Annotated in this window: 14 protein-coding genes; 8 read left to right on the top strand and 6 right to left on the bottom strand. The window is 60.9% G+C overall.

The genetic code is table 11. The features are described 5' to 3' along the window. Positions 1 to 157: 157 nt before the first annotated feature. Complete coding sequence (locus HB376_RS06455; protein ID WP_213762588.1) at positions 158 to 8,884, bottom strand: autotransporter-associated beta strand repeat-containing protein; 8,727 nt, start codon at positions 8,882 to 8,884, stop codon at positions 158 to 160. 892 nt (positions 8,885 to 9,776) lie between these two features. Here HB376_RS06455 and HB376_RS06450 point away from each other — a divergent pair. After that, the gene (locus HB376_RS06450) at positions 9,777 to 11,900 is read left to right on the top strand and encodes a prolyl oligopeptidase family serine peptidase (protein WP_213762587.1); all 2,124 of its coding nucleotides are present in this window, start codon (positions 9,777 to 9,779) and stop codon (positions 11,898 to 11,900) included. A 180-nt stretch (positions 11,901 to 12,080) separates the two neighbouring features. On the opposite strand, the gene HB376_RS06445 is transcribed toward HB376_RS06450, so the two are convergent. Continuing rightward, positions 12,081 to 13,304, bottom strand: coding sequence for a Bcr/CflA family multidrug efflux MFS transporter (locus tag HB376_RS06445; protein ID WP_213762586.1), 1,224 nt, complete (start codon positions 13,302 to 13,304; stop codon positions 12,081 to 12,083). Positions 13,305 to 13,718: 414 nt separating this feature from the next. On the opposite strand from HB376_RS06445, the gene hemL reads away from it, so the two are divergent. The 3 genes from hemL to HB376_RS06430 are packed head-to-tail and all read left to right on the top strand — an operon-like array spanning position 13,719 to position 16,821. After that, entirely contained in the window at positions 13,719 to 15,002 is a 1,284-nt protein-coding gene (hemL, locus tag HB376_RS06440) for a glutamate-1-semialdehyde 2,1-aminomutase (RefSeq protein WP_213762585.1), read from the top strand. Positions 15,003 to 15,013: 11 nt separating this feature from the next. Continuing rightward, positions 15,014 to 16,150: a bifunctional diaminohydroxyphosphoribosylaminopyrimidine deaminase/5-amino-6-(5-phosphoribosylamino)uracil reductase RibD gene (gene ribD / locus HB376_RS06435; RefSeq protein WP_213762584.1), complete on the top strand. Its 1,137-nt coding sequence runs from the start codon at positions 15,014 to 15,016 to the stop codon at positions 16,148 to 16,150. 29 nt (positions 16,151 to 16,179) lie between these two features. Then, a complete protein-coding gene (locus tag HB376_RS06430; RefSeq protein ID WP_213762583.1) occupies positions 16,180 to 16,821 on the top strand; it encodes a riboflavin synthase in 642 nt (213 codons plus the stop codon). Positions 16,822 to 16,829: 8 nt separating this feature from the next. Here the strand turns inward: HB376_RS06430 and HB376_RS06425 are convergent, their stop codons facing one another. Together HB376_RS06425 and HB376_RS06420 are read right to left on the bottom strand one after the other, a co-directional pair. Then, positions 16,830 to 18,050 (bottom strand): MFS transporter, encoded by a 1,221-nt coding sequence (locus HB376_RS06425; protein WP_213762582.1) that lies wholly within the window; start codon positions 18,048 to 18,050, stop codon positions 16,830 to 16,832. Between the two features lie 12 nt (positions 18,051 to 18,062). Beyond that, positions 18,063 to 19,172 carry an alkene reductase gene (locus HB376_RS06420; protein ID WP_213762581.1) on the bottom strand — a complete coding sequence of 370 codons (1,110 nt, stop codon included), beginning with the start codon at positions 19,170 to 19,172 and terminating at the stop codon, positions 18,063 to 18,065. A gap of 152 nt (positions 19,173 to 19,324) precedes the next feature. Between HB376_RS06420 and HB376_RS06415 the strand changes: the two genes are divergently transcribed. From HB376_RS06415 to HB376_RS06400, 4 genes are all read left to right on the top strand, one after another. Then, a complete protein-coding gene (locus HB376_RS06415) occupies positions 19,325 to 20,209 on the top strand; it encodes a LysR substrate-binding domain-containing protein (protein WP_213762580.1) in 885 nt (294 codons plus the stop codon). A 252-nt stretch (positions 20,210 to 20,461) separates the two neighbouring features. After that, positions 20,462 to 21,598: a Gfo/Idh/MocA family oxidoreductase gene (locus HB376_RS06410; RefSeq protein ID WP_255631181.1), complete on the top strand. Its 1,137-nt coding sequence runs from the start codon at positions 20,462 to 20,464 to the stop codon at positions 21,596 to 21,598. Positions 21,599 to 21,690: 92 nt separating this feature from the next. Next, positions 21,691 to 21,990: a helix-turn-helix domain-containing protein gene (locus HB376_RS06405; protein WP_213762578.1), complete on the top strand. Its 300-nt coding sequence runs from the start codon at positions 21,691 to 21,693 to the stop codon at positions 21,988 to 21,990. A 194-nt stretch (positions 21,991 to 22,184) separates the two neighbouring features. After that, positions 22,185 to 23,261, top strand: a complete 1,077-nt coding sequence (locus HB376_RS06400) for an alkene reductase (RefSeq protein WP_213762577.1) — start codon at positions 22,185 to 22,187, stop codon at positions 23,259 to 23,261. Between the two features lie 214 nt (positions 23,262 to 23,475). Here the strand turns inward: HB376_RS06400 and HB376_RS06395 are convergent, their stop codons facing one another. Both HB376_RS06395 and HB376_RS06390 read right to left on the bottom strand, forming a co-directional pair. Next, complete coding sequence (locus tag HB376_RS06395; RefSeq protein WP_213762576.1) at positions 23,476 to 24,930, bottom strand: MATE family efflux transporter; 1,455 nt, start codon at positions 24,928 to 24,930, stop codon at positions 23,476 to 23,478. After that, entirely contained in the window at positions 24,927 to 25,082 is a 156-nt protein-coding gene (locus tag HB376_RS06390; RefSeq protein WP_213762575.1) for a hypothetical protein, read from the bottom strand. The genes HB376_RS06395 and HB376_RS06390 overlap by 4 nt, the downstream gene beginning before the upstream one ends. Between the last annotated feature and the right edge of the window lie 21 nt (positions 25,083 to 25,103).

Raw genomic sequence — 25,103 nt, 5'->3', positions numbered from 1 at the left:
CCGTTTGGCCCGTGTGGCAATTCACCGGCTTTATGAGGGAGCGGTTCCGTGCCGATCCGCGTGGCGTGGTGCGGAGATTTTCCACGATATCGGGCCGATGAGATTGGGACGAGGATGCTTGCCTCGCCGTACGGGGCGGATCGCATGGTTTGACGCATCACCACGCGTACTTGAGGCCGAGACGCACGACATAGGCGTGGTAACTCTGCGCGCCCCATGCACCGCTTACATTGCTCCAGGCGCTCCAGTTCTTTCCGAGATCGCCATTCAGTCCGAGCTTCGCCTCATAACGATTGGCGGGGTACAAACTGCCCACCGACACTTGATCGAACGAGATGGTGCTGTCCGTGCTCGTGTGCCACCAGTTGGCCGTTGCATAGAACTGCACTTTCTTGCCCGCGCTGCGCTCGAAGGTGCGTTGCAGACGCAGCCCCAGCCGTGTGATGGCCCCGCTGGAACTGGCGTTATCCACCTGCGTGCCGTTCGGCTCGGTCAGCGAATTCTGGTGATAGTCCACGTAAAGCAACTGGCCTTGCGGCTCGAACACCCAGTCGTTGATCAGCGGGAACGCATAGCCCAACTCGCCCGATACCGCCCAGCCGTGCGCGTTGTAGTTCACCGTGGGCAACTCGTCGCCATCGACGCTGTTATTGAACCAGCCATACTGGAGCCAGGTGTCCGCGTAAGCGCCAAGCCGGCTCGCTTCATTCTGGTACCAGGTGCCATAGGCTCCGACGCTATAGCCGGCCACGTTGCCGCTTGCTTGCGCCGAGTTGCCGGCAGCCTCCACGTTGCTTCGGGCTGTCTCGTAAGTAGCCATCAGCCCGAGATGCAGAAGATCGGCATTGGAGATCAGCTTTTTCTGCGCCACCTCGCCGCCGCCTTGCATAAAGAACGAATCGGTGTTCACGTGGAAGGTGCCATCGCTGCTGTTGCTGCCTTCGTTACGTCCTTCCATCCGAAGCCAGACCGAACCTGGCCCGCTCGATCCGCTCCCGGAAGTCTGAGAGAGCCCACCGGTGCGGTCGTCCAGGCTGTGAACGAACATCTCTCCAGCCACATGCTGGTTAGCCAGGTAAGCCGCCACTTCTGGCCGAAACATTGGCTGCGGTGGTGCGGGAGGCTCAGGGGGTGTGGGCGGCGTGGGGGGCGTTGGAGGCGTAGGTTCAAGCTCGGTGCGCAAGTACCAGTTGCCGTCCGAACTCTGTACGCCCCCCTGGAACAGTTGATATTCATACGGACCCGCCACCGCCCGGCCGCTTAACGAGAAGGCGCCCGTTGCAGAATGCGTGGGGTCCTGAACCTGTACCACCATGATGCCGTTATCTACCGTCGTCGCCCCGGCGCCACCGACGTTCGTCACCACTAACTGCGTGGCGCCCTTCGCTCCAACCGCGGTGCCGCCCACCACCAGCAAATCGGAATTCGACGCGGCTCCGCCCTGGTTCAGGACAGTATCGATCAGGACTTTGCCGCCGTTCGAGGTATAGATGCCCCCCGTGAACATCCGGTCACCGGCGATACCGTTGGACATCGTCACGGTGCCGCTATTGTCGAGATTTCCCGCGATAGTGAAGCTGGCGTCCGGACCACTGGCGAAAGCCGGAAGCGCGTTACCTACGGCAATCACGCCGTTGTTGATCACGGACCCGGCGACCTTGCCATAACCACCCAGTGCGGCCGCAGCACCGACTGTGATCGACCCGCCGCCGGCTAATTCGGCGCCGGTATGGGATGCATCCCCGATCGCCAAGGTGCCCGCGTTGATGTTGGTCGTACCGCTGTAAATTTGCACGCCATTGAACAGCACCATGCCGCTGCCGGCTTGCGTTACCGATCCGGTGCCGCTAATGGTTCCATCGAAGGTCAGGTTGTCGGAGCGGTCGAATGCCAGCATTCCGTTGTTACTGACATCGCCGACGATGCCACCCGCCGTTCCGCCATTGCCGAGTTGCAGGGTGCCGGCGCTGATTGTCGTGCCGCCCGTGTAGGTGTTGTTGCCCGTCAGGATCAAGGCGCCACTGCCTTGTTGGGTCAACGAACCCGTGCCGCTGACCACGCCGCCATAGGTCGCGGTGTCGCTGCGATCAAACGCCAGCGCCGCGTTGTCCGTGATATCGCCGCTCACCGAGCCAGTCGTTCCGCCATTGCCGAGTTGCAACGTCCCCGCGTTGATGGCCGTGCCGCCGCTGTAGGTGTTGTCACCCGTCAAGACCAGGGTGCCGCTGCCTTGCTGGGTCAGTGAACCCGTGCCGCTGACTATTCCGCCATAAGTCGCGGTGTCGCTGCGGTTAAACGCTACTGCAGCGTTATCCGTGATGTTGCCGGCATAGCTGCCAGCGGTGCCGCCATTGCCGATCTGCAACGTCCCCGCGTTGACCGTCGTGCCGCCGGTGTAGGTGTTGTCGCCAGTCAGGATCAGCGTGCCGCCGTTGGCGTTCAGCGCGCCACTGGTGCCGCTGATAACGCCACTAAACGTACCGCCGTTGTCGATCGTCAGATTGCCGGCATCGATATTGAGGGCACCCGCCCCGCCGAGCGCGCCTATCGCCTGGGTCTTGCCGTTGATATCAGCAGTGGCGCCCGTACTCACGTCGAGTAAAGCGGTGTGACCCAGCGCGTTGTCGCTGCCGAGCAGGAGCGTGCCGCTATTGAGGGTGGTCGTACCGGTGTAGTCGTTGGTGGCGTTGGCGAGAATGGCGGTGTTGACTGCGTCGATGAAAAGGTTGCCGCTGCCGGTGATCTTGGCGATCAGGGTGTTGTCGACAGCGTTGGCGTTGGTCAGATCCAGCGTCTGGCCGGCTTGCAGGTCGAGTTGCAGAAGGTCATAACCGAGCCATACACCGGCGTTGGCGCCGGCCAGGACATTGGTGGCGTAGTTGTAGCTGGCTATCGCGACGGTCGCGCCATTTTCGCTCAGCGTGACGTTCTGCGGGGCGGCAACCGGGGAGCCGTCAAATTTAGTGAGTGCGAGCTGGGAGCCGGCTCCGGTCACGGTGCCGGTAGCGGCAATGAGTTGCAGCTGGATGTTGTCGTCCTGATCGAACAGCGAGGGTTGCGGGGGAAGCGCGTGGACCGGGAAGTCACTCGGGATGCCAAGGGCGACGGTGCCACCGGACGCAACGTTCAGGTCGCCAACAGTGAGTTTGCCGTCGGGGATAAAACCGGTGGCGGTGATCTGGAACGTGCCGCCGTTGAAGGTGAGGTTGCCAATCGTACGATTGGCGTTGATCTGCGCCAGTCCGCCGGTGTCCAGGCGCAGTGTGGTGCTGGGCATCGCGCTCTGGGCATTGTTGTCCAGGGTGAATGTGCCGCCGGAAACGGCGATGGTGCCGGCAAAAGCGCTGCCAACCGTATTGCTTAGGGTGAACGTGTCGGTGCCGTTGCCAAGCAAGACCTGCATGGTGCCGCTGCCGGTTAATGCGTTATTGAAGGTGTAGTTGCCGCTGGCCGGGTTGTTGATCAGTAAGGTACCGGCGTTGGCGAGATTGGCATTGCCGCTGCCGATGCTGCCCGCGCCGCTAAGTTCCAGCGTACCGGCGTTGACGTTGGTCCCGCCGCTGTAGGTGTTGGTACCGGTCAGGACGGTTGTGCCGCTACCTTGCTGGGTCAGTGAACCCGTGCCGCTGACTACTCCGCCGTAGGTCGTGGCGTCGCTGCGATTGAACACCAACGCGGCGTTGTCGGAGATGTCACCGGCCACTGAGCCGACGGTTCCGCCATTGCCGATCTGCAACGTGCCCGCGTTGATGGCCGTGCCGCCGGTGTAGGTGTTGTCACCCGTCAGGATCAAGGCGCCACTGCCTTGCTGGGTCAGCGAACCCGTGCCGCTGACCACGCCGCCATAGGTCGCGGTGTCGCTGCGATCAAACGCCAGCGCCGCGTTATCCGTGATATCGCCGCTCACCGAGCCAGTCGTTCCGCCATTGCCGATTTGCAACGTACCCGCGTTGATGGCCGTGCCGCCGGTGTAGGTGTTGTCACCCGTCAAGACCAGGGTGCCGCTGCCTTGCTGGGTCAGTGAACCCGTGCCGCTGACTATTCCACCATAGGTCGCGGTGTCGCTGCGGTTAAACGCTACCGCAGCGTTATCCGTGATATTGCCCGCATAGCTGCCGGTAGTGCCGCCATTGCCGATCTGCAACGTCCCCGCGTTGATCGTCGTACCGCCAGTGTAGGTGTTGTCGCCGGTGAGAATCAGCGTGCCGCCGCTGGCATTCAGTGCGCCACTGGAACCGCTGATAACGCCACTAAACGTACCGCCATTGTTGATCGTCAGATTGCCGGCATCGATATTGAGGGCACCCGCTCCGCCGAGGGCACCTATCGCCTGGGTCTTGCCGTTGATATCGGCGGTCGTTCCCGCATTCAGCGCCAGTAACGCGGTGTTGCCCAACGCGTTGTTGCTGCCGAGTATCAGCGTGCCGCCGCTGACGGTTGTGTTGCCGGTGTAGTCATTGGCGGCGTTGGTCAAGGTGATGCTGTTGGTGGCGTCGATGGTGAGCGCGCCGCTGCCAGTGATGCGGGCCTTCATGTCAGCCGCCCCGGCTGCGGCCGTGTCACCGGCGAGCGTGAGGGTCTGGCCGGTTTGCAGATCGAGTTGGCTAAGGCCGTAGCCCGCGTACAGGCCAGTGTTGGCCCCGGTGTTCAGCGTGAAGCTGTAGGTACCGATGGCAACGGTGTTGCCATTTTGAGCAATGTTCGCGGTTGTGCTGGTGAGCGAGTTCCCCGCCAGATCGGTGAGCGAGAGGTTGCTTACATTGCCGCTGACGCTGTTGGCGCTGATCAGTTGGGTGTTGGCGCCGTCATCCTGAGTGAGCAGGGATCCGGTTGGGTTGACGGCGCCAACGGGGTCGATGCGCACGGTGCCGCTATTGAGCGTGAGTGCCCCGGTGCTGAGCGTGCCGGAGGGCAGGTTAGCGAAGACCAGGGCATTGCCGTTCAGCGTCAGGTTGCCGATGGTTTGCGCGCCCGCGCCCACGGTGGTCGTGTTGCCGGCGTTCAGCTGCAGAGTCGCGTTCGTGAGTGCACTGGTGTTGGTGCCGGCAAGGCTGAAGGTGCTCTGGTTAAGCGTGACCTTGCCGGTGAAAGCACTGCCCGCAGCGGCGCCGAAGTTGAAGGTGTTGGTGGCGCTGCCGAGGGTGGCAGTCAGTAAGCCACTGCCGGTGAGGGCGTTATTGAAAGCGTAGTTGCCGCTGGCGGGGTTCAGCGCGAGCGTGCCCGTGCTGGCGATATTGGCTGGACCACTGCCGATAGTGCCCGTTCCGGTAAGTTGCACGGTGCCGGCGTTGACATTCGTGCCACCGGTGTAGGTGTTGGCGCCGGTGAGAGTCAGCGTGCCCGTGCCTTGCTTGGTGAGTGCGCCGGTGCCCGCGACCACACCGGAAAGCGTATCGGCATTGGCCTGTGTATCGATAGTGCCGGCGGCGGTGAGCGTGACCGCTCGAGCCGTGGTAAGTGCACTGGTGAACTGCAACGCCCCGCCATTGAAGCTCAGCCCGCCCGCCGCAACGCCGAGATTGGCGTCGGCGCCGATACTCAGAATGCCGGCATTGAGGTTGGTGCCACCCGCGTACGTGTTGATGCCGGTGAGGACGGTCGTGCCGCTGCCTGCTTGTGTCAGCGAGCCCGTGCCGCTGACCACTCCACCGTAGCTCACCGCATTCGAGCGATTAAAAATCAACGCGGCGTTATCGGTGATGTTGCCAGTGACGCTGCCAGTGGTGCCGCCGTTGCCTAGTTGCAAGGTGCCAGCGCTGACGGTGGTACCACCTGTGTAGACGCTGTCGCCCGTCAAGATCAGGGCGCCGCTGCCTTGCTGGGTCAACGAACCCGTGCCGCTGATCACTCCGCCATAGGTCACCGAATCTGAATGGTCAAAATTCAACGCGGCGTTATCGGTGATATTGCCAGTGACGCTGCCGGTGGTTCCACCATTGCCAAGTTGCAAGGTGCCAGCGCTGACGGTGGTACCACCCGTGTAGACGCTGTCGCCCGTCAAGATCAGGGCGCCGCTGCCTTGCTGGGTCATCGAACCCGTGCCGCTGACTACTCCGCCATAGGTCACCGCATCTGAGTGGTTAAAATTCAACGCGGCGTTATCAGTGATATTGCCAACCACGCTGCCAGTGGTGCCGCCGTTGCCAAGCTGCAAGGTACCGGCAGTGATGGTGGTGCCGCCCGTATAAGTGTTATCACCGGTCAGGATCGTTGTGCCCGTACCGGCTTGCGTAGCAGTACCCGTACCGCTGATCACATTGGCAAAGGTCACGACATCGGAGCGGTTAAAGTTCAGAGCGCCGTTGTCAATGAAATTGCCGGTAACGCTACCGCCAGCGCCACCGTTACCGAGATTCAGCACCCCGCCACTCTCGATAGTCGTGCCACCACCCGTGCCGCTATTGCTGATCTGGCCGGTTACGGTTAATGCGCCGCTGACGTCGAGCGTATTGGCTGTGGTGCCGATCAGGTTGATATGGCCGCCGAGAGTCCAGATGCTGCCTGTTGCGGCAGTCAAGCTGGAAAAGCCCTGCGTAGTTAAATTACCGCTCCCCAGAAAATCACCATTTTCGCTGCCTGTTTCTATCAGGGTAATGGTGTTACCGGTACCCGCGCTGATAGCGACTGCGTCAGTGCTCACCCCTGCAGCGAGAGAAGATGTTGTGCCGGTCCCTCCATGCAGATTTGAACCTGCACCTAACGTCAGCGAGTTGCCTGAGGTACCAAAGTAAAGGGCGGTACTTGTGCTGCCACCATAGATGGCTCCGCGATTGACGATATTGGCAATACCCGACTGTGACCATATCCCGGTCACAGCGGCGTTCAATCCCGTGCTCGCACCTATGGAACCGGTGTTGGTGATATTGGCAATGACTGAAGCACCGGTCACCTTGATGGCGGCCCCGCTTCCCTGTGTATTTATTATTCCATTATTAATGATGGTGCTGGCAGCAGCGCCTCCCCCGTCGACAACGACGTTATTGACCTCGCCCGGCCTGTTCGATACGCCTGTGCTACCGACCTGAAAAGTACTTCCGGCACTCATATGTATACCGGCACCAGCGTTCAGGACTCCATCCAATGTAAGGTTTCCGGCTATCGATACAATGTTCGACGTAGTGACTTGCGCGCCGCCGTTGATCTGGGAAAATGCACCACTGGCAACAGTTAGTGTGGTGGCATTGAACAGGCCACTTTGAGCAAAGTTCAAAGTTCCCGCATTGACGGAAACCGCTCCAACCGAGCTGCCTGCACCACTCAAAGTCAATGCATTGCTGCCTGTCTCAGTCAGCCCCCCTGTTCCACTAATCAGACCGCTGAAAGTCGTGTCGCTGCTGTTGTTGGCCGTCAGCGTTGCAGAACCCAAAGTGATAGAGCCAGCGCCGCTAAGGTTGTTGGCTGTCTGGGCGAAATTATTCAGCGCGAAGATAGCGCCACTGTTCACGGTTACCGCACTGCTATTGGCAAAAATATTAGCGATGCCTGCGGTGAGCGTCCCCGCCTCGATACCGGTTGCGCCGGAATACGTATTAGCTGAAGAAAGCGTCAGGTTACCCGTACCCGACTGGGTGAGCGAGCCGGTTCCGGAGATAAGCGCAGCATAACTAACTGCATCGCTGCGATCAAAGACGAGCGAGCCATTGTCAGCGATATTGCCAGTCACGCTGCCCGCGGTACCTCCATTGCCGACCTGTAGCGTGGCGCCCGAAGCGATAGTCGTGCCGCCCCCCGTACCACCGTTGGTGAGTGCACCAGTAAGGGTAAGGACTCCGCTTTGCACGTTGGTAGCGGTGGCGGTGATGCCTGTGGTCGAATTTGCACCGCTCAACGTCCAGGCAGTGCCGGACATGTTCAGGGTATTGAATCCCGTCAGATTGTTGCCCGCGCTGCCCGATCCTTGCAGGGTCAGCACATTGTTTGTGCCGGTGGCGGTCACAGCACCGTTCAGCACAGATCCCGTTCCGAGTACCAGCGTATTGCCACTCCCCGTGACAGAAACAGCCGTGCCACCGGTTCCGGTGATGGTGCCGGTGTTGGTCAGGGTAACGCCGCCGCTGCTTGCGAGCACAGCGCCAGTACCCGCGCTTAACAGGCCGCTGTTGCTGAATGCGCCCGTTGATGTCCCGCGAGTCCAGAAGGCGTAGGTTGTCGATGCCCCGTAAATCGTGCCGGCGTTAGTGCCCGCGACAGGCCCGGCGTTGAAAACGACACCATAGCCCGTGCCTCCATTCGTGCCAACCACGCCAGTTGCACTTTGAGTAAACGTTCCGCCGGAGTCGAAGTACACCCCGGAGAAACTGTTGCTGCCGCTTGTAATCAAGCCATCGTTGGTGACGGTACCGACAGCGCCCGAGATTCGAACGCCATCGGCGCCGCCCGCTATGGTTGCGCCTGCATGATTGGTCACCTGGCCGCCGTTGGACAGGTTGACACCCGTAGACGTTGTTCCCACGATTATGGAAAAATTGTCGAGGGTGACGCCATTGAGCGTGGCCGATGACAACGAGAACCCCAAGGCTCCGGTTATCGAGCCATGATTGGTGAGAACCCAGTTCTGGGCGTTGTTACCGTCGATGCCATCGCCCGACGCTGCATTGATCACCGTGCCCGCCGGCGCATCGAAGGTGGCCGAGCCCGGGCTCAGGGTTTGCAGCGTGACGGTAGTTGTAGCGCTGGGGATCGAAACGGTTTGCGCCTGTGCCTGACTAATGATCGCGCCAATACTGATTAACAGAATGCCGGCGCTAATGGGTGTCAGGCAGCTACGAGGACCGCCGGCAAAGGTTCGTCTATTTTTATAACCGAGGTGCAATTGGGCAAACACTGCTGCCATTTGCATGGAATCAAGCGCCCAATCCGGCGCGGCATAACGAATCCGGTTCATTTAGGGCCTCGCGCTAGATGCAATTACGTTACATGCCAAAAAATTCGAATCACCATCACGCCATTTCATTGAGCAACCTCATTGATATTTGGCATATGCGTCCTGCCGCATTTACGATCCCGATATACAGCAGGAACTCGTTGTTGATACAGATTTAATCGCCTGACGGATTCGCCGGATTATTGACAAGAAATGGAACGACACCGCCAATCCCCTCTATTTCAGTTACCACACCATGACAATGGGACATTCGCTCGATATCACTGACTGGATAAAGGATGGGGCATGGACGCCCGCTGCCCGAATTTTTATACGGATCACTGGATAGTTCAATTAGTGAGTATTTCGCTTTTACCGAATAATGACCCAAGCGTTAGCCGGGTTTGTACCTTAAATAAACCTGCTAGCCTTCGAGATCATCCTATCTTATGCGGGAGTGTCCGATTGCTTTATTTATTGTTTGATTCGTTTGATGTTCTCGCATTTTAATAAGTTTGCCGATTCAGATTCAATCTCCACGACATATACTATAAAACTTGCAACCAAATAAATAATCAATCTGATTTTGCATTCATGGCCTTGCAACGAAATATTCATCGAGCCTGATTTTTGCAAAAATTAATGTGCTTCGTTACGATCCTGATAAGACGAAGCTGGGCGTGATAATCAGCACAAATAGGCGAGAGCCCGGCCAGCAATAGCGAACTTGACGAGCGTGGTTAAGCGCCTAAATAGTGCCGCGCGCGGAAGTCGCAAAGGACCGCACGCAGCGCGAAATGAATTCGACCCAACGCGGCGTGATGCGACGCCGTCAGGCACAATTCCCCTTCCGAATTCCCGGTCAGGCCGGCTACGCGCTCTCCGGCAACCCAAAGCAGGCTCCCCTCCCGACATGACAGATTCCTTCCTCAGCCGACGCCCCGAACTCGAATGGCCTGTTGCCGACGGTCCCGATCCGTTTATCGAACTGGAAACGCTTGAAGACACCCGGGTCGACGCATGGGTCGGCGCGCAAAACGCGCGCACAACAGAAGCCTTCGGCAAGACCGCTGACACCGACACACTCACGAAGCGGCTGGCAAAGGCCTACACCTCGCAGGAACGCATCGTTTCATGTTCGCGTTATGGCGATTGGGGCTACAACACCTGGCAGGATGAGAAAAACCCGCTGGGCATAGTTCGGCGCACAGCCTGGCAAAAATGGCTCGCCGGCACGCCCGAATGGCAAACCATCCTGGACGTTGACCAGATCGACTTGAACACGAGCGCCGCCAAGGACGGCATCCGCTGGGCGCTGCACGACTTCGACATGCTCTACCCTACCTGGGACCGCGCGTTGGTGAGCTTGTCGCCGGGAGGCTCGGACGCGTGCATGGTCCGCGAATTCGATATCGAAACGCAGCGCTTCGTTGAAGACGGCTTCACGCTCCCCGATGTCGGCAAGCATGGCATCTCGTGGATCGATCGCGATACGGTGTACGTTGGCTGGGACGACAGCGCGCACAGCAAGAAGCCCGCGCTGACCACTTCCGGCTTTCCACGCCAGGCGCGCAAATGGAAGCGCGGCACGCCACTCGCCGATGCCCCCGTGGTCTTCGAAGGCAAACGGCGCGATGTATCGGCGGGCGTGGATTACGATCAGCTCGAAAAGCTCCATCTTGCTTCACGCGCGACGTCGTTCTTCGAGACGCTGCAATACTGGCTCGATGAAACCACGGGCGAGTGGCAGCAATACGATGTCCCGCTGCACGCGGAACTGGAGCATTGGAACGGCTGGTTGTTTGTCACGCCACGCGAGTCCTACGAATCGGGCGCAACGACCTACGCGAGCGGTTCGCTGCTCGTCATCCGCCGCGATGCCTTCCTGACAGGCGCGCGCAATTTCACCGTGCTGTTCACGCCGTCAGGCCGCAACGTTCTCGCCGATATCGACTTCACGAAGCATTGGCTGGTGGTGTCGCAGATGGACGATGGTTCGCCGCGCGTGGAGTTGCTTGGCCCCCCGGCTGGTCTGGAAGGCGAATGGACCCGCCGCGACTTCGCGTTGCCGGCCGCCAGCCAGTCGTACGTGGATTCCATCGACAGTGAACGCGACGACACCGTGCTCATTCACGTCGAACATTTCCTCACGCCGCCGTCGCTTTACTATGCCGATTTCGCGCAGCCGGAAAGCGAATGGCAACTGCTCGCGCGCCTTCCCGCTCAATTCGATGCGACCGGTCTTATCGCCGAACGTCGTCACGCGATATCAACCGATGGCGTCGCCATTCCCTATTGGCTGATCGGCCGTGAGGCGAACGTCAAGGGTCAGGAAACCGCGCCCTGCCTGCTCTACGGCTATGGTGGCTTCGAAGTCGCGCTCGACCCGCATTACGACGCGACCACGGGCATCGCGTGGCTCGAAAGCGGCGGGCTGTACGCGGTCGCGAACATCCGTGGCGGCGGCGAGTTCGGGCCGGAGTGGCATCAGGCGGCGCAGCGCGAGAAACGCCAGGTCGCCTTCGATGACTTCATCGCCGTTGCAGAAGCGCTGGTGGCGTCGGGCGTGACGACATCGAAACAACTCGCTATTCGTGGCGGCAGCAATGGCGGCTTGCTGACTGGCGTGATGCTGGTCCAGCGTCCGGAATTGTTCGGCGCAGTGTTGTCCGAAGTGCCTTTGCTCGACATGGCGCGCTTTCACTTGCTGCTGCAAGGCGCCTCGTGGATCGACGAATACGGCGACCCCGCCGATGCCCGCGACCTGCGCTTCCTGATGACGTACTCGCCGTATCAAAACGTGAAAGCCGATGCGGTTTATCCGCCGGCGCTGTTCACGTCGTCGGCGACCGATGACCGCGTGCATCCCGGCCACGCCCGCAAAATGGCGGCGCGGATGCAGGCGCTGGGACATGAACGCGTGTGGTATCTGGAGAACCGCGACGGTGGTCACGGCGCGGGCGTGGAGGCGGAAAGCATCGCTCGCGTGGAAGCGACGGCGTTCACGTTCTTGCAGCAAATGGTGGGCCGCGAGTGATGGTTAGCTGAACGAATGCGCGGACATGGCAACGCGCTTTCGTTCGCAGCTTGCGAACGCGCGTCGCTGCTCCAACGCGGCGGCACGGATATCCCCTTCCCGCCGCATCGTTCGAATTGCGCCAGCGTCACACGTCAACGCATCCGGCGCGCGAATGTGCCCGAAATAAGCGCGACTGCGTCAGCTCGCTCGACTCGCCCGCACGGGCGTGCCATGCCAGCGCAGCACCAGCGTCCGGCCGACGAACGTCAGCACGCCCGTCACCCCGATCACGATACCCATCCCCTGCGGCGTACCATCGTGGAACATCCCGACGGCAACGCTCGCCAGCGCGCCGAGCGCCAACTGCACCGCGCCGAACACCGCGGCTGCGGCGCCTGCGTTGTGGGGGTATCGATGCATCAAATCCGTCGTGCAGTTGGCCGATAACAAACCCACGACGCCGACCACGAAGAACAGACAGCCGACGATCGACCACAAGCCGCCAAAACCGGTGATACACACGAACGCCGTCGCCAGCGCCGCGATCACGCTGACAAACGACGCGATCGAAATCAGTTTCAGCGATCCCAGCGGCCCGACGAGCCGCGTGTTCGCCACGTTCCAGCCGATAATCCCGATGATGTTCAGCCCGAAGAAAAACCCGTAGTGCTGCGGCTTCACATGAAAGTAGTCGATATACACAAACGGCGTCGCGGTGATGTACGCGAACATCGATGCGAATGCCATGCCGCCGCATAACGTGTGGCCCCACGTGACGGGATCGGTGAGAAGACGCCCGTACGCCGCAAACGACCGCCCAAGCGCCGATGTCGCGCGTTTCTCGCGCGGCCAGGTTTCCGGCACGCGCAAATACGTGGTGACCGCGCATATCGTGCCGAATACCGTGAGCGTGACGAACACCGCACGCCAGCCCCCGAGCAGCAGCAACTGCCCGCCTATCAACGGTGCGAGCAGCGGGCCGATCGACGTGACAATGGCAAGCATCGACAGCACCCGGGCGGCATCCGACGGTGCGTGGGCATCGCGTGCAATGGCCCGCGCCAAAACCGACGCCGAACCCGCGCCGAGCGCCTGCAGGAAGCGCAGGATAACCAGCGAATCGATGGAAAACGACAGCGCGCACCCCACGCTCGCAAGCGTGTACAACACGATGCCGCCGAGCAGCACCGGCCGGCGCCCGTAGGCGTCGGAGAGCGGTCCGTACACGAGCATGCCGAGCGAAAAGCCGAGCATGAAACTGGTCAGCGTGATCTGCGCGGCGGCTGCGGTCGTGCCGAACGAAGCGGCGAGAGCCGGCAGGCTCGGCAGATACATATCGATGGAAAGCGGGCCGCACGCCGCCAGCGCACCGAGCAACAGGATCAGTCGGCGATCGGCACGGCGCTTGATGATTTCGGGCATGAGAGGCGAAAGGGAGCGTGAGAAAAAGGCGCGGTTTTCGGGGACTGGCGAGTGACGGGTAGCGAGTGACACGTGGCGAAACCAACCCGATACGAGGGCGAAAAACCTCGCAACGGCCACGTCCGGCATGCAAGCGAACGGCTTAAACAAAGCCTTAAAACAGTGTGCATTGTACGCGCCCCGCTTTCGCAAGCCGCGCTGGCGTCTTTTCGAAGGCAGCGCCAGACCGAGCGTCGCGGACTCGATGCAGACGACTCCGGTACAATTTCATCTTGATTTCCTGCAGCCGCGAGCCCCAGGCGCGAGACCCGGTCGGACCCCGCCCGATCCGATCCCGGCGCCCATCCAGGCTTGATAGAAGCCCGCGACCGCAGCCCTCTCCAGCCGAACCCGTCATCCAGTGCAGGCCCCGTCATGTCCAGAAATGAAGCTCTCTTCGAACGCGCCCAGAAAACCATTCCCGGCGGTGTGAACTCGCCGGTGCGCGCGTTTCGCTCGGTCGGCGGCACGCCGCGGTTCATCGAACGCGCGCAAGGTCCGTATTTCTGGGACGCCGATGGCAAGCAGTACATCGACTACATCGGTTCCTGGGGGCCGATGATCCTCGGCCACGTCCATCCTGAAGTGCTTGAAGCCGTGCAGCGCGTGCTCGCGAACGGGTTTTCGTTCGGTGCGCCGACCGAGTCCGAGATCGAGATCGCGGAAGAGATCTGCAAGCTGGTGCCGTCGATAGAACAAGTGCGCATGGTGTCGAGCGGCACCGAGGCGACCATGAGCGCTCTGCGCCTGGCGCGCGGGTTCACGAAGCGGGATCGGATCGTGAAGTTCGAAGGGTGTTATCACGGTCACGCGGACAGCTTGCTCGTGAAAGCGGGATCGGGTCTGCTGACGTTCGGCAATCCCACTTCCGCTGGCGTTCCCGCCGATACCGCCAAGCACACCACCGTGCTCGAGTACAACAACGTCGAGCAGCTTAACGAAGCGTTTGCCGCGTTCGGTGCGGAAATCGCGTCGATTATCGTGGAGCCGGTGGCCGGCAACATGAACCTCGTGAAAGCCACGCCCGAGTTCCTGCAAGCGCTGCGCGCGCGTTGCGACGAGTACGGCTCGGTGCTGATTTTCGATGAAGTGATGTGCGGCTTTCGCGTGGCGCTGGGTGGCGCGCAACAGGTCTACGGCATCAAGGCGGACCTGACGTGCCTGGGCAAGGTGATCGGCGGCGGCATGCCGGCTGCAGCGTTCGGCGGACGCCGGGACATCATGGCGCATCTCGCCCCGCTCGGCGGCGTGTACCAGGCGGGCACGCTGTCGGGGAATCCGGTCGCGGTCGCAGCCGGGTTGAAAACGCTGCAATTGATCCAGGCGCCGGAGTTCTACGACACGCTGACCAGGCAAACACGCCGTCTCGCCGATGGCCTCGCTTCGGTTGCAAAGGAAGCGAAGGTGCCCTTCTCGGCGGACGCTATCGGCGGGATGTTCGGGCTGTATTTCGCCGATAGCGTCCCGGGAAGCTTCGCTGAAGTCACGCAGGGCGACACGAAGCGCTTCAACGCGTTTTTCCACGAGATGCTCGATGTCGGCGTCTACTTCGCGCCATCGGCGTATGAAGCGGGGTTTGTCTCGATCGCCCACGACGACGGCGTTATCGACGCGACGCTCGACGCCGCCCGCGGCGCGTTCGCGCGCCTCGCCGCTTAAGCGCCGCCGCCATGTTCTCGCAGACCGATTTCTCGCACATGGAGCGCGCGTTGGCGCTGGCCGCACGCGGCATGTACACGACGACGCCGAATCCGCGCGTCGGCTGCGTGCTGGTGAAGGACGGCGATGTGATTGGCGAAGGTTTCACGCAGCCCGCCGGCCAGGACCACGCCGAGGTTCGCGCGTTGAAAGACGCGCGAGCGCGCGGCCACGATCCGCGGGGTGCCACCGCCTACGTCACGCTCGAACCATGCAGCCATTTCGGCCGCACGCCGCCGTGCGTGCACGCGCTGATCGACGCGCGGGTCGCCAAGGTGATCGCCGCGATGGAAGATCCGAATCCGGCGGTGTCCGGGCGCGGACTGGCGATTCTCCGCGATGCGGGTATCGATGTGCGCTGCGGCCTGCTGGCCAATGAAGCGTACGAGATGAACATCGGCTTTGTATCGCGCATGACGCGACGCCGGCCGTGGGTACGCATGAAGGTCGCCGCTACGCTGGATGGCCGCACGGGTTTGCCGACCGGCGAAAGCCAATGGATTACCGGTGAAGCCGCCCGCGCCGATGGTCACGCATGGCGCGCGCGGGCGTGCGCGATTTTGACGGGCATCGGCACCGTGCGCGAGGACGATCCTCAACTGACCGTGCGCGCGGTTGAAACGCCGCGCCAGCCGCAGCGGGTACTGATCGACAGCCGCCTTGACGTGCCGCTCACCGCGCGGATCCTGGAAGGCGCTCCGCCGTGGGTGTTTTGCGGCGCCGAGCCCGACCCCGCGAAAGCCGATGCGCTGCGCGAACGCGGCATCGAATTCACGCCATTGACGAACGAGCACGGCAAGGTCGATCTGCCCGCCATGCTGGGTATCCTTGCCGATCGCGGCATCAACGAACTGCACGTGGAAGCGGGTCACAAGCTCAATGGCTCGCTGCTGCGCGAGGGGTGTGTCGACGAATTGCTCGTTTATCTCGCGCCGAGTTTGCTGGGCAACGCGCCAGGCATGTTCGATTTCACGCCACCCGATACACTCGATGCCCGGCCGCATCTGCGGTTTCACCGGATTGACCGGCTGGGTGATGACCTGCGCATTCTGGCGCGCTTCGCGGTGGTGAAAGCCGATGCGCCCACGGACGCGAAACCGATTATCTAACGCACAACGTAACGTAAGGAAGCTCGACGATGTTCACAGGAATTGTCGCGGCGGTCGGCCGCATTGAAGCGGTTACGCCGTTGGGTTCATCCACCGATGCCGATACCGGCGTGCGCCTCACGGTGGCCTCCGGCGGGCTGGATCTCACGGACGTGGAGCTTGGCGACAGCATCTCGATCCAGGGCGCGTGCATGACCGTGATCGAGAAGTCGGCCGGGTCTTTTGCCGTCGATGTGTCACGCGAGAGCCTTAGCAAGACGGCAGGCTTGTCCGAATCCGGCGATGTGAACCTGGAGAAGGCGCTACGTGCGCATGATCGGCTGGGCGGGCATCTGGTGTCGGGACACGTTGATGGTCTCGGTGAAGTGACGCATTTCGCCCCTGTTGGCGAGTCACATGAGTTACGGATTCTCGCGTCTCGCGATATCGGTAAGTATCTGGCTTATAAAGGCTCGGTGACGGTGAACGGCGTGAGCCTGACGGTGAATACCGTGAACGACCGGCCCGATGGCTGCGAGTTTTCGATCAATCTGATTCCGCATACGGTGGAAGTGACCACGTTGCGGCATTTGAAAACCGGCGCGAAGGTCAATCTGGAGATCGATCTGATTGCGCGGTACGTGGAGCGGATTCTGTCGACGTCTAAGGACAATCACAAGCCGCTGCAATAACGGTTTTTTCAGGCGGCAGCGACAGTCAGCTTCTGCCCCCGCACCAAGAACTTGCGGATAAACACCGCCAGGACCAACGCTGCTACTTCGCAGGCGGCAGCGGCCCAGCCAAGATCGCTCACCGAGGTGAGACTCAAGGTAAGGGAACCGAGCGCGGCGCCGAGCGAAAAGCCGAGATACATGAACGAGGCGTTCAGTGACAGGACAATCGGCGTCCCGCGCAGGCCCGCGATGCTGATCAGCCCTGCTTGCTGCGCGGGGTAAAACGACCAGTGCGCCATACCCCAGGCCACCACGCCCAGCAGGACAGGGACCAGCGCCAAGCTTGCCGGCAACCAGTGCGCGCTCGCCGACAAAAGCGAGAAAGCGAGGATCGACACAATCAGGCAGGGGACGATCACGCGACGCGGGCCAACGCGATCCACCGCCTTGCCGCCGATCAACACACCTGCCGCTGCAGCAACACCCCACGTGAACAGGACGTATCCGATCTGCGCGCCATGCAACGGCGTCGTCTTGGCGATAAACAGCGCCAGGTAGGTATAGATCGTGTAGGCGCCCGTTGCCCACAGCGTAGTGACGAGCAAGGTCATCAGGATGACTGGCTGACGTGCGACATGGATGCGTTCGCGCAGCGTAGCGGTCGGCAATCCCGCGCCTATCGTGCGGGGCAGGCCGAACAGCAAGCCAGCCGTGGCCACCGCGGACAACGCGGCGACGCCCGCAAACGTCATGCGCCAGCCAAGCCGGTCACCAATCAACGCGCCCAGTGGCACGCCGAAGGCAACCGCGATCGTGATGCCACCGTTGACGATGGCCAGCGCCGTGCCGCGCCGTTCGGGACCAGCGATGGCACCGGCCAGCGCATTGGCGCCAGGAACGTACAGGCCGGCGGCGGCTGCAAGCAGGATGCGCGCCGCCATCAACTCCCAATAGTTCTGGGCGCCCCAGGCAATGATGTTAGCCAGCGTGAAGGCCGACAGCGACAGGATCATCAGCCTGCGTCGATGGAACGCGCCTGTCAGGGCCGTCAGGACCGGTGAGCTGAGTGCGTACGCCAAAGCAAACACCGTCACCAACTGGCCCGTGGCGACAATGCTCGTATGCAGGTCGGCGGCTATATCGGGCAGCAGGCCGGCGATCATGAAGCTCTCGGTGCCGACTGCGAACGTGCCAAGCGCCAGCCAGTACAGCGGCGCAAGGGAAATGCGCATGGTGGTGGAGTTCATCATGGGCTCCGCTTACGCTGCTACCGCGTCCTTGCGATAGAACGGATAGTCCGTATAACCGACGTCCGTGCCGCCAAAGAAACTGGGACGGTCATACGGATTCAAAGGCAACTGCAGGCGCAGGCGTTCGGGCAGATCCGGATTGGCGATGAAGTCGCGGCCAAATGCGACCAGATCGGCGTCACCCGCCTGCAAGATGGCTTCGGCTGTGTGGCCCTTGAAGCCGCCAGCGGCGATGATCGTTCCCTTGTAATGCTTGCGGATCAGTTGCGCGGCAACGGGGTTCTGATCCTTGCTGTCGTCATCGACGTTGCCGAGCACACGCGGCTCGATCAGGTGCAGGTAGGCCAGATTCAGTTTGTCCAGTTCCTCCGCTACGTAAGTGAAGAGCGCTTCCGGATTGCTGTCGGACATATCGCCCCAGGTGCCGCTCGGGCCGAGGCGCACCGCCACGCGTTCGCTGCCCCAGACCGAGATGACGGCCTGAGTCACTTCGATCAGGAAGCGGGCACGGTTTTCGAACGAGCCGCCGTAGATGTCGGTGCGTTTGTTGCTGCCGTCCTGCAGGAACTGGTCGAACAAGTAGCCGTTGGCGGCGTGCAGTTCAACACCGTCGAAACCGGCCTCCTTGCCGCGAATGGCTGCGGTGCGGAAACTCTCGACCAGATCGGCGATCTCGGGGACGGTCAGCGCGCGGCTGGGCGTGTTCGGGACCCAGCCCGCTTCGGTGTACGCGACGCCGCCATGCGGCACGGCGGAGGGTGCCACCGGCTGGGCGCCACCCGGCTGCAACTGGCTGTTGGACTGGCGGCCAGCGTGATAAAGCTGCAAGAAGATGCGGCCGCCTTTGGCGTGCACCGCGTCGGTCGCGAGCTTCCAGCCGGCAATCTGACTGTCGTCGTACAGGCCGGGCGCACCCAGGTAGCCGTTACCGTTGGGCGCGGCGATGGTGGCTTCGCCAATCAGGAAGCCGCCTTCTGAAGTGCGTTGTGCGTAGTACTCGGCCATCAACGGGCCCGGCTTGGCGCCTTCTTCGGCGCGCATGCGGGTGAGCGGCGCCAACACCACGCGATGGGAAAATTCGTAGGGACCGACTTTGACGGTGGAATGAAGTTTGGACATGATTTCCTCAAGATTCAGTGGCTGGTGAAGTTGGATCAACAGCGGGTTTTCGACCTTGAGGACAGTGTATGGACTGAACGGGAGAAGAAAAATAGGCTAAGGTTCCGAATATATCGGACACATATGTCTTAAATTGATCCCGGGACGCGGCGATGGATAGCCTCAGTGGCATTTCGATGTTTGTGCAGGTGGCAGAGACCCGCAGTTTTACCGAGGCGGGACGGTTGCTCGGCGTATCGTCCTCGGCGGTGGGCAAAAGCATTGCGCGTATCGAGGATCGCCTGGGCGTGCGGCTCTTTCACCGCAGCACGCGCAGCATCACGCTGACGGCCGAAGGCGCCTTGTTCCTTGAACGGTGCCGGCGCATCCTGGGCGAGGTCGAAGCGGCGGAAGCCGAACTGTCCGATGCCGCCGGCAACCCTCGTGGAAGGTTGCGGATCAGCACGCCGCAACTGTCCGGCCTGATCATGCCCGTGCTGGACGGCTTCATGACGAAATACCCGGAAATCGAGCTCGATGTCGATCTCTCCGATCGCATGGTGGATATCATCGAGGAAGGTTTCGATGCCGTCATTCGCACCGGTGAGCAGCACGACTCGCGGCTGGTATCCCGACGCCTGGGTTCCTGCGGGCAAGTGCTGGTCGCCTCGACCGGATATCTCAAGCGACACGGTGTTCCCACGCATCCTTCCGAACTCATTCGGCACGCCTGTTTGCTGCATAAATTTCCCGTCAGCGGCAAGCTGGAACGCTGGCCGTTCCAGCTCGTTGCATCGGAAGCGGAGCCGGAGTTACCGCAAACATTCGTCAGCAACACCATTGAAGTCCTGGGCTTTCTTGCGCTTCAGGACAAGGGCCTGGCCCTCCTGCCAACCTTCCTCGTGCGGGATGCTCTGGCGAGCGGTGCATTGCAGATCGTGCTGGATGATTTCATGGATCAGACCGTCACCTTCTGGATCTTGTGGCCGGCAAGCCGTTACGCCTCGCCCAAGCTGCGTGTTTTCATCGACTATGTCAGCGAGAATCTGCAAATCTAGATCGAGCAAGATGTGGCGCCAGGGGCGAGCTTCCGCGGCCGTCACATGGGCTGCATCGCGCATCGCCTGGAGGAACGGTGTCTGGTAGGTAGACCGCGCTCGCGGCGGCGGCGTGTCAAACCTGTCGTGGTAGCGGACTCAGATGTCCGAAATGATCGGAACCCAAGACCATTTATCTTCATTCCCACAAACTCTACTATTGCGATGTCGCTGAGCAGGGTCATCCGCACAGCCTTACATTGGGGAGTTCTCTTGAACAGCATCGCGACGCCAGCTACGGGCTCCGGCAAAATCAGGGTGGGTGTCATCGGCCTGGGCCATTGGTCAGAATATGGGCACCTCCCTTCGCTGAAACTGCTGCCGGAATATGAACTGACGGCGGTGTATAGCCGCAGCCAGGAAAAGGCGGCATCGCTGGTCGCCCGCCATGGCTTCAAATACGCGGCAGCATCGCTGCAGGAGCTGGTGTCGCATCCCGAAGTGGATCTCGTACTCGTGTTGACGCCCGCGTTCCAGCACGAAGAGGGCATCCGCGCTGCCATCGCGGCCGGCAAGGACATCTACTGCGAATGGCCCTTGACGCCGAGCACTGCGTTGTCGAGCGAGTTGCTCGCGTTGGCCGACAAGGCGGGCGTACGCACCATCATCGGTCTGCAGCGGCGGCTCAATCCGGGCTACCGTTATGTGCGCGATTTGCTGGACCAGGGCGAGATCGGCGAAGTACGTTCGGTGCGCCTGCATGTGAGCGTCGAGTACTTCCAGCGTGAACGGCCTGCGTCGCTTTACTACACGGTACCCGAAGAGAACTTCTCCAGCCTTCTGTCGATCTATGGCGGCCATTTCCTGGACGCTTTGTTCACGACGATGGTCGGCTATCCGCAGAGCCTGTCTGCGCTGACTGTCAATCAGTTCAAAGAAGTCACTCTGATAGAAACCGGAGAAACGCTGCCGCACACCAGCCCTGACCAGGTCGTGCTGGCAGGGACTTTCGCCAATGGCGCCGTGCTGACGGTCCATCTCGAGGCGGGAAAACGCAATAATTTCGGAGTACAGATCGATATCACCGGCAGCAAGGGCGATCTGAAAATCTCGAATACCACCAGCTTCGGCGACGCTTTCAACCGCATAGAAATCGCGCGAGGTGACGCACAGCCGCTAACCGCGCTGGCTATTCCGGTGGAGTATGAATGGCTGCCGCCGGGAAAACTCGGGGCGAGTGTTGTTGAATTGGCGAACCTGTACGCCGCCCATGCACGTGACGTAAAGACCGGTTCGACGCTTGCGCCGACTTTCGCGGACGCGATCCGCATGCATGAACTGATTGAACAGATCGTGGAATCGAATCGTGACGGCAAGCGCGTCCAGCTCTCCTTCAGCACGCCCGGTTAAGCCGGGCAGCCGGCCGAGCGCCCGTCCGCTCATGGCGGCCTAATCGGAGGTATATTTAGACGGTTGCCTAACTATCGTATTGAGAGCGAATCGTGAAACCATCCCGCCAGGCAAGGAGCGCTATAACTGAAAGACAGTTTGAGTTGATTGCTCAGGCTCTGGCGGCCCCACGGCGATATCAGATACTCAAGGAAGTCGGCTCCACGACCGGCGCATATCCGTGCACCGCGCTGCTTACCACGCATGGCGTGACAGCAGCCACACTTTCGCATCACATAAAGGAATTGGAACGTGCAGGGCTGATCGAGATAATCCGCGAAGGGAAATTCATGAACTTGAAGATCAAACGTGATGTCCTCCAGGCTTACCTCCATCAACTCTCGACAATCTAATTTCTTGCAGGCCTTGCATCTTCCATCTGCAAAGACAGCCTGATCAGCGTCGGCGGAAAATCCGTGGAAGTGGACTGACGAGTCCGGTATCACGGCCCGTGTACCCACATTGCCATCGATAGTTAGACGATTGTCTAACTATCGAATCGACAAGCGATGTGGATTTTCAATCTCTTCATTCTTGAACTTGAGTTATGACTACACTTTTTGATCCTATCAAGCTCGGTGATCTCGAACTGCCGAATCGCATCATCATGGCGCCCCTGACCCGTTGCCGCGCCGAAGACCGTGTGCCCAACGCGCTCATGGCGCAATACTATGCCCAGCGAGCGTCTGCCGGCCTGATCCTCAGCGAGGCAGTGTCGGTTACCCCGATGGGCGTCGGCTATCCCGATACCCCCGGAATCTGGTCGGAGGAGCAGGTGCTCGGATGGACCGAGGTCACCAAGGCCATCCACGATGCCGGCGGCAGAATCTTCATGCAGCTTTGGCATGTCGGCCGCATCTCTCACCCGACCTATCTCGATGGCCAGACGCCTGTCGCGCCCAGCGCAATTGCGGCACGGGGACATGTCAGCCTGATCCGTCCCAAGGTCGATTTTCCGGTCCCGCGTGCCTTGGAAACATCAGAAGTTGCTGGAATCGTCGAGGCTTATCGGCAAGGTGCAGATAACGCAAAGCGGGCCGGTTTTGATGGTGTTCAGGTCCACGGCGCCAATGGATACCTCCTGGACCAGTTCCTCCAGAGCAGCACGAACAAGCGTACCGATCAATATGGTGGTTCCCGCGAAAACCGTGCGCGACTGCTTCTCGAAGTGACTGACGCTGCAATCGGAGTGTGGGGGCCGGGCCGCGTAGGTGTGCATCTTGCGCCTCGCGCCGACGCGGGTGAGGACGGTCACGTCGATCACAGCATGGGGGACGATAACCTGCTCGAAACATTCAAATACGTCGCACGCGAACTGGGCAAGCGCAAGATTGCCTTTATCTGCACCCGCGAAAAAGAAGGTGAAGACAGCATCGGACCGCTCCTGAAGAAAGAGTTCGGCGGTATCTACATTGCGAATGAGTTGTTCACGCAGGAGAGCGCCAGCGCCTGGCTGGAAATCGGGAAGGCGGATGCAGTGGCGTTTGGCATTCCGTTCATTGCCAACCCTGACCTGCCGGCACGCTTCAAGGCAGGTGCTCCGCTGAATACGCCGCGCCCGGAACACTACTATGTACGAGGCCCGGTCGGGTACACCGACTATCCAGCAATGGAAGCGGCGTAACGATGTAATCCGCTCGTTGATCCGGTCTGATGCCAAGGATCAACGAGCGGCCTTTTATACATGGCAGGTAGTGTGACCGGGAAAATCTGGACCTGGCGCCGGTTACCTTGGTACCTGATGCGGCCCTATCCCACCCAGCGTGGGTAAAAACCAGGGTGTACTCGCCCTCGTTACGTCGTTACGAAGCCACCAAGGGTCCGGCGGCATCCGGGCTTCAGCTACGGTTAGGGCTCCATACTTTGCGCGAGGTCATCGCTATCGCCGTCACCAGCGTGTAAGCGGCGAGCGACGCAGCGACAATCGCCGCCAGTCCAGGCATGCCGGCCCCAAGGAACTTGACCGCTATCAAGCCAATACCCGCGGCTATGATCATCCGTAAGGTCGAGCCCAGGTACGGCCATAGAACATGGCCAGCGCCTTGCGCTGCAAAAGAGATAACAAAGCCAAATCCCAGAAGGCCATAGGCGGGAGCGACAATGTGCAGGTAGGTCATGGCAGGCGCCAGCACATTGGCATCGTGACTGAAGAGATGCAACCACGACAGTGGCCACAGGGCGACGATCAGACCGATCGTTTCAGTCAGGCCAACACCGACCGCGACAGACACCCACGCGATCTGTTTCGCACGCGCGACTTGTCCCGCGCCAATGTTGATGCCCACCATGGTGAGCACCCCGGACGACAATCCAAACAGGATCGGGATCATCACATAGTCGAGGCGCGACGCGATACCGTATCCCGCAAGCGCACTCGTTCCGAACAGGCCCACGGCGCCGGTGACGAGGATGACAGTCAGATTGGTCTGGACCGTATTGAGCGCGGCGGGCGCACCCACTTTGAGAATCGACGCAAAGAGCCTGCCCTCCAGCCGTGCGAATTTCAGCGTCAAACCGGAGCGACCCGACATCATGTAGCGCAGTAATACCAGCGTGGCGGCGCCGTAATAGATGGCAAACGCAAGGCCGGCGCCGCCGATTCCGAGACGTGGGATCGGACCGAAACCGAAGATCAGGATCGGAGAGGCCGGAATCATGACAAGCGCGCCGATCAATGTCACCGTGGCAGGAACGTTCACATTGCCCGATCCTCGTAGCGCGGCTGTGAGCAGGTTGACGATCCACACGGCAATCGATGCGGCGAACAAATTGTTCGAGTACTCGACGGCAGCATCCAGTGCGGCGTTCCTGCCACCGAGCGCACGGTACAACAGCGGGCCACACCAAAGGATCCCGAGCGTGAAGACGGCGCCAACGATAACTGCAAGGACAATGGCATGTAGAACAAGCGCGTCGGCGTCCTCCTGCCGCCCTGCTCCGACGGCTCGTGCCACGGCAGATCCCACACCGCTGCCCAGACCGCCCGCGGACATCGTCATCATCAGCATGAAGACGGGGAAGACGAGCGCGACGCCAGCCAGCGCACTCGTGCCCAGGAAGCCGACGTAGTAGGCCTCAGCGATATTGACCGCAGTTTGAGCCAGCAGAACGATCAGCGTTGGCAATGACAATCGAAGCAAGGTGGACAGAATCGGACCCTCAAGGATCGCCTTGCGCGCGGCCGCCTTGCGACTAGCGGCCGCCGTTCTGGGCGAGCCGGGATTGCCGGGATTGCCCGGACTGGCGACGACGCCTGCGTCGATATCTGCGGTAGCGGTAGACGATTCTGTCATGACGGATTCACCGTCGACAGCGGCGCTACCGAAAGCCTATAGATCGGCACGGCAGCGGGCGCCCCCGCATGCCCGCCGTCCGCGACGATCTCTGCGGCATGGATATGCGCCGCGTCTGCGGTGATAAGTGCAACCTTGTCTTGAGGTTTCATGCGAGTCCTTACGCTGGTTTA

Source organism: Caballeronia sp. dw_19, assembly GCF_018449515.1.
Lineage (GTDB): Bacteria > Pseudomonadota > Gammaproteobacteria > Burkholderiales > Burkholderiaceae > Caballeronia.
The sequence above is the reverse complement of the archived record's forward strand: the minus strand, read 5'-3'. Positions and strand labels throughout refer to the sequence as shown.

Excerpts from the sequence above, each read along its gene's own strand:
- HB376_RS06455 (WP_213762588.1), bottom strand. The coding sequence starts at position 8,884 with ATGAACCGGATTCGTTATGCCGCGCCGGATTGGGCGCTTGATTCCATG.
- HB376_RS06415 (WP_213762580.1), top strand. The coding sequence starts at position 19,325 with ATGGATAGCCTCAGTGGCATTTCGATGTTTGTGCAGGTGGCAGAGACC.
- HB376_RS06395 (WP_213762576.1), bottom strand. The coding sequence starts at position 24,930 with ATGACAGAATCGTCTACCGCTACCGCAGATATCGACGCAGGCGTCGTC.
- HB376_RS06445 (WP_213762586.1), bottom strand. The coding sequence starts at position 13,304 with ATGCCCGAAATCATCAAGCGCCGTGCCGATCGCCGACTGATCCTGTTG.
- HB376_RS06425 (WP_213762582.1), bottom strand. The coding sequence starts at position 18,050 with ATGAACTCCACCACCATGCGCATTTCCCTTGCGCCGCTGTACTGGCTG.
- HB376_RS06420 (WP_213762581.1), bottom strand. The coding sequence starts at position 19,172 with ATGTCCAAACTTCATTCCACCGTCAAAGTCGGTCCCTACGAATTTTCC.
- HB376_RS06390 (WP_213762575.1), bottom strand. The coding sequence starts at position 25,082 with ATGAAACCTCAAGACAAGGTTGCACTTATCACCGCAGACGCGGCGCAT.
- HB376_RS06430 (WP_213762583.1), top strand. The coding sequence starts at position 16,180 with ATGTTCACAGGAATTGTCGCGGCGGTCGGCCGCATTGAAGCGGTTACG.
- HB376_RS06400 (WP_213762577.1), top strand. The coding sequence starts at position 22,185 with ATGACTACACTTTTTGATCCTATCAAGCTCGGTGATCTCGAACTGCCG.
- HB376_RS06450 (WP_213762587.1), top strand. The coding sequence starts at position 9,777 with ATGACAGATTCCTTCCTCAGCCGACGCCCCGAACTCGAATGGCCTGTT.
- hemL (WP_213762585.1), top strand. The coding sequence starts at position 13,719 with ATGTCCAGAAATGAAGCTCTCTTCGAACGCGCCCAGAAAACCATTCCC.
- ribD (WP_213762584.1), top strand. The coding sequence starts at position 15,014 with ATGTTCTCGCAGACCGATTTCTCGCACATGGAGCGCGCGTTGGCGCTG.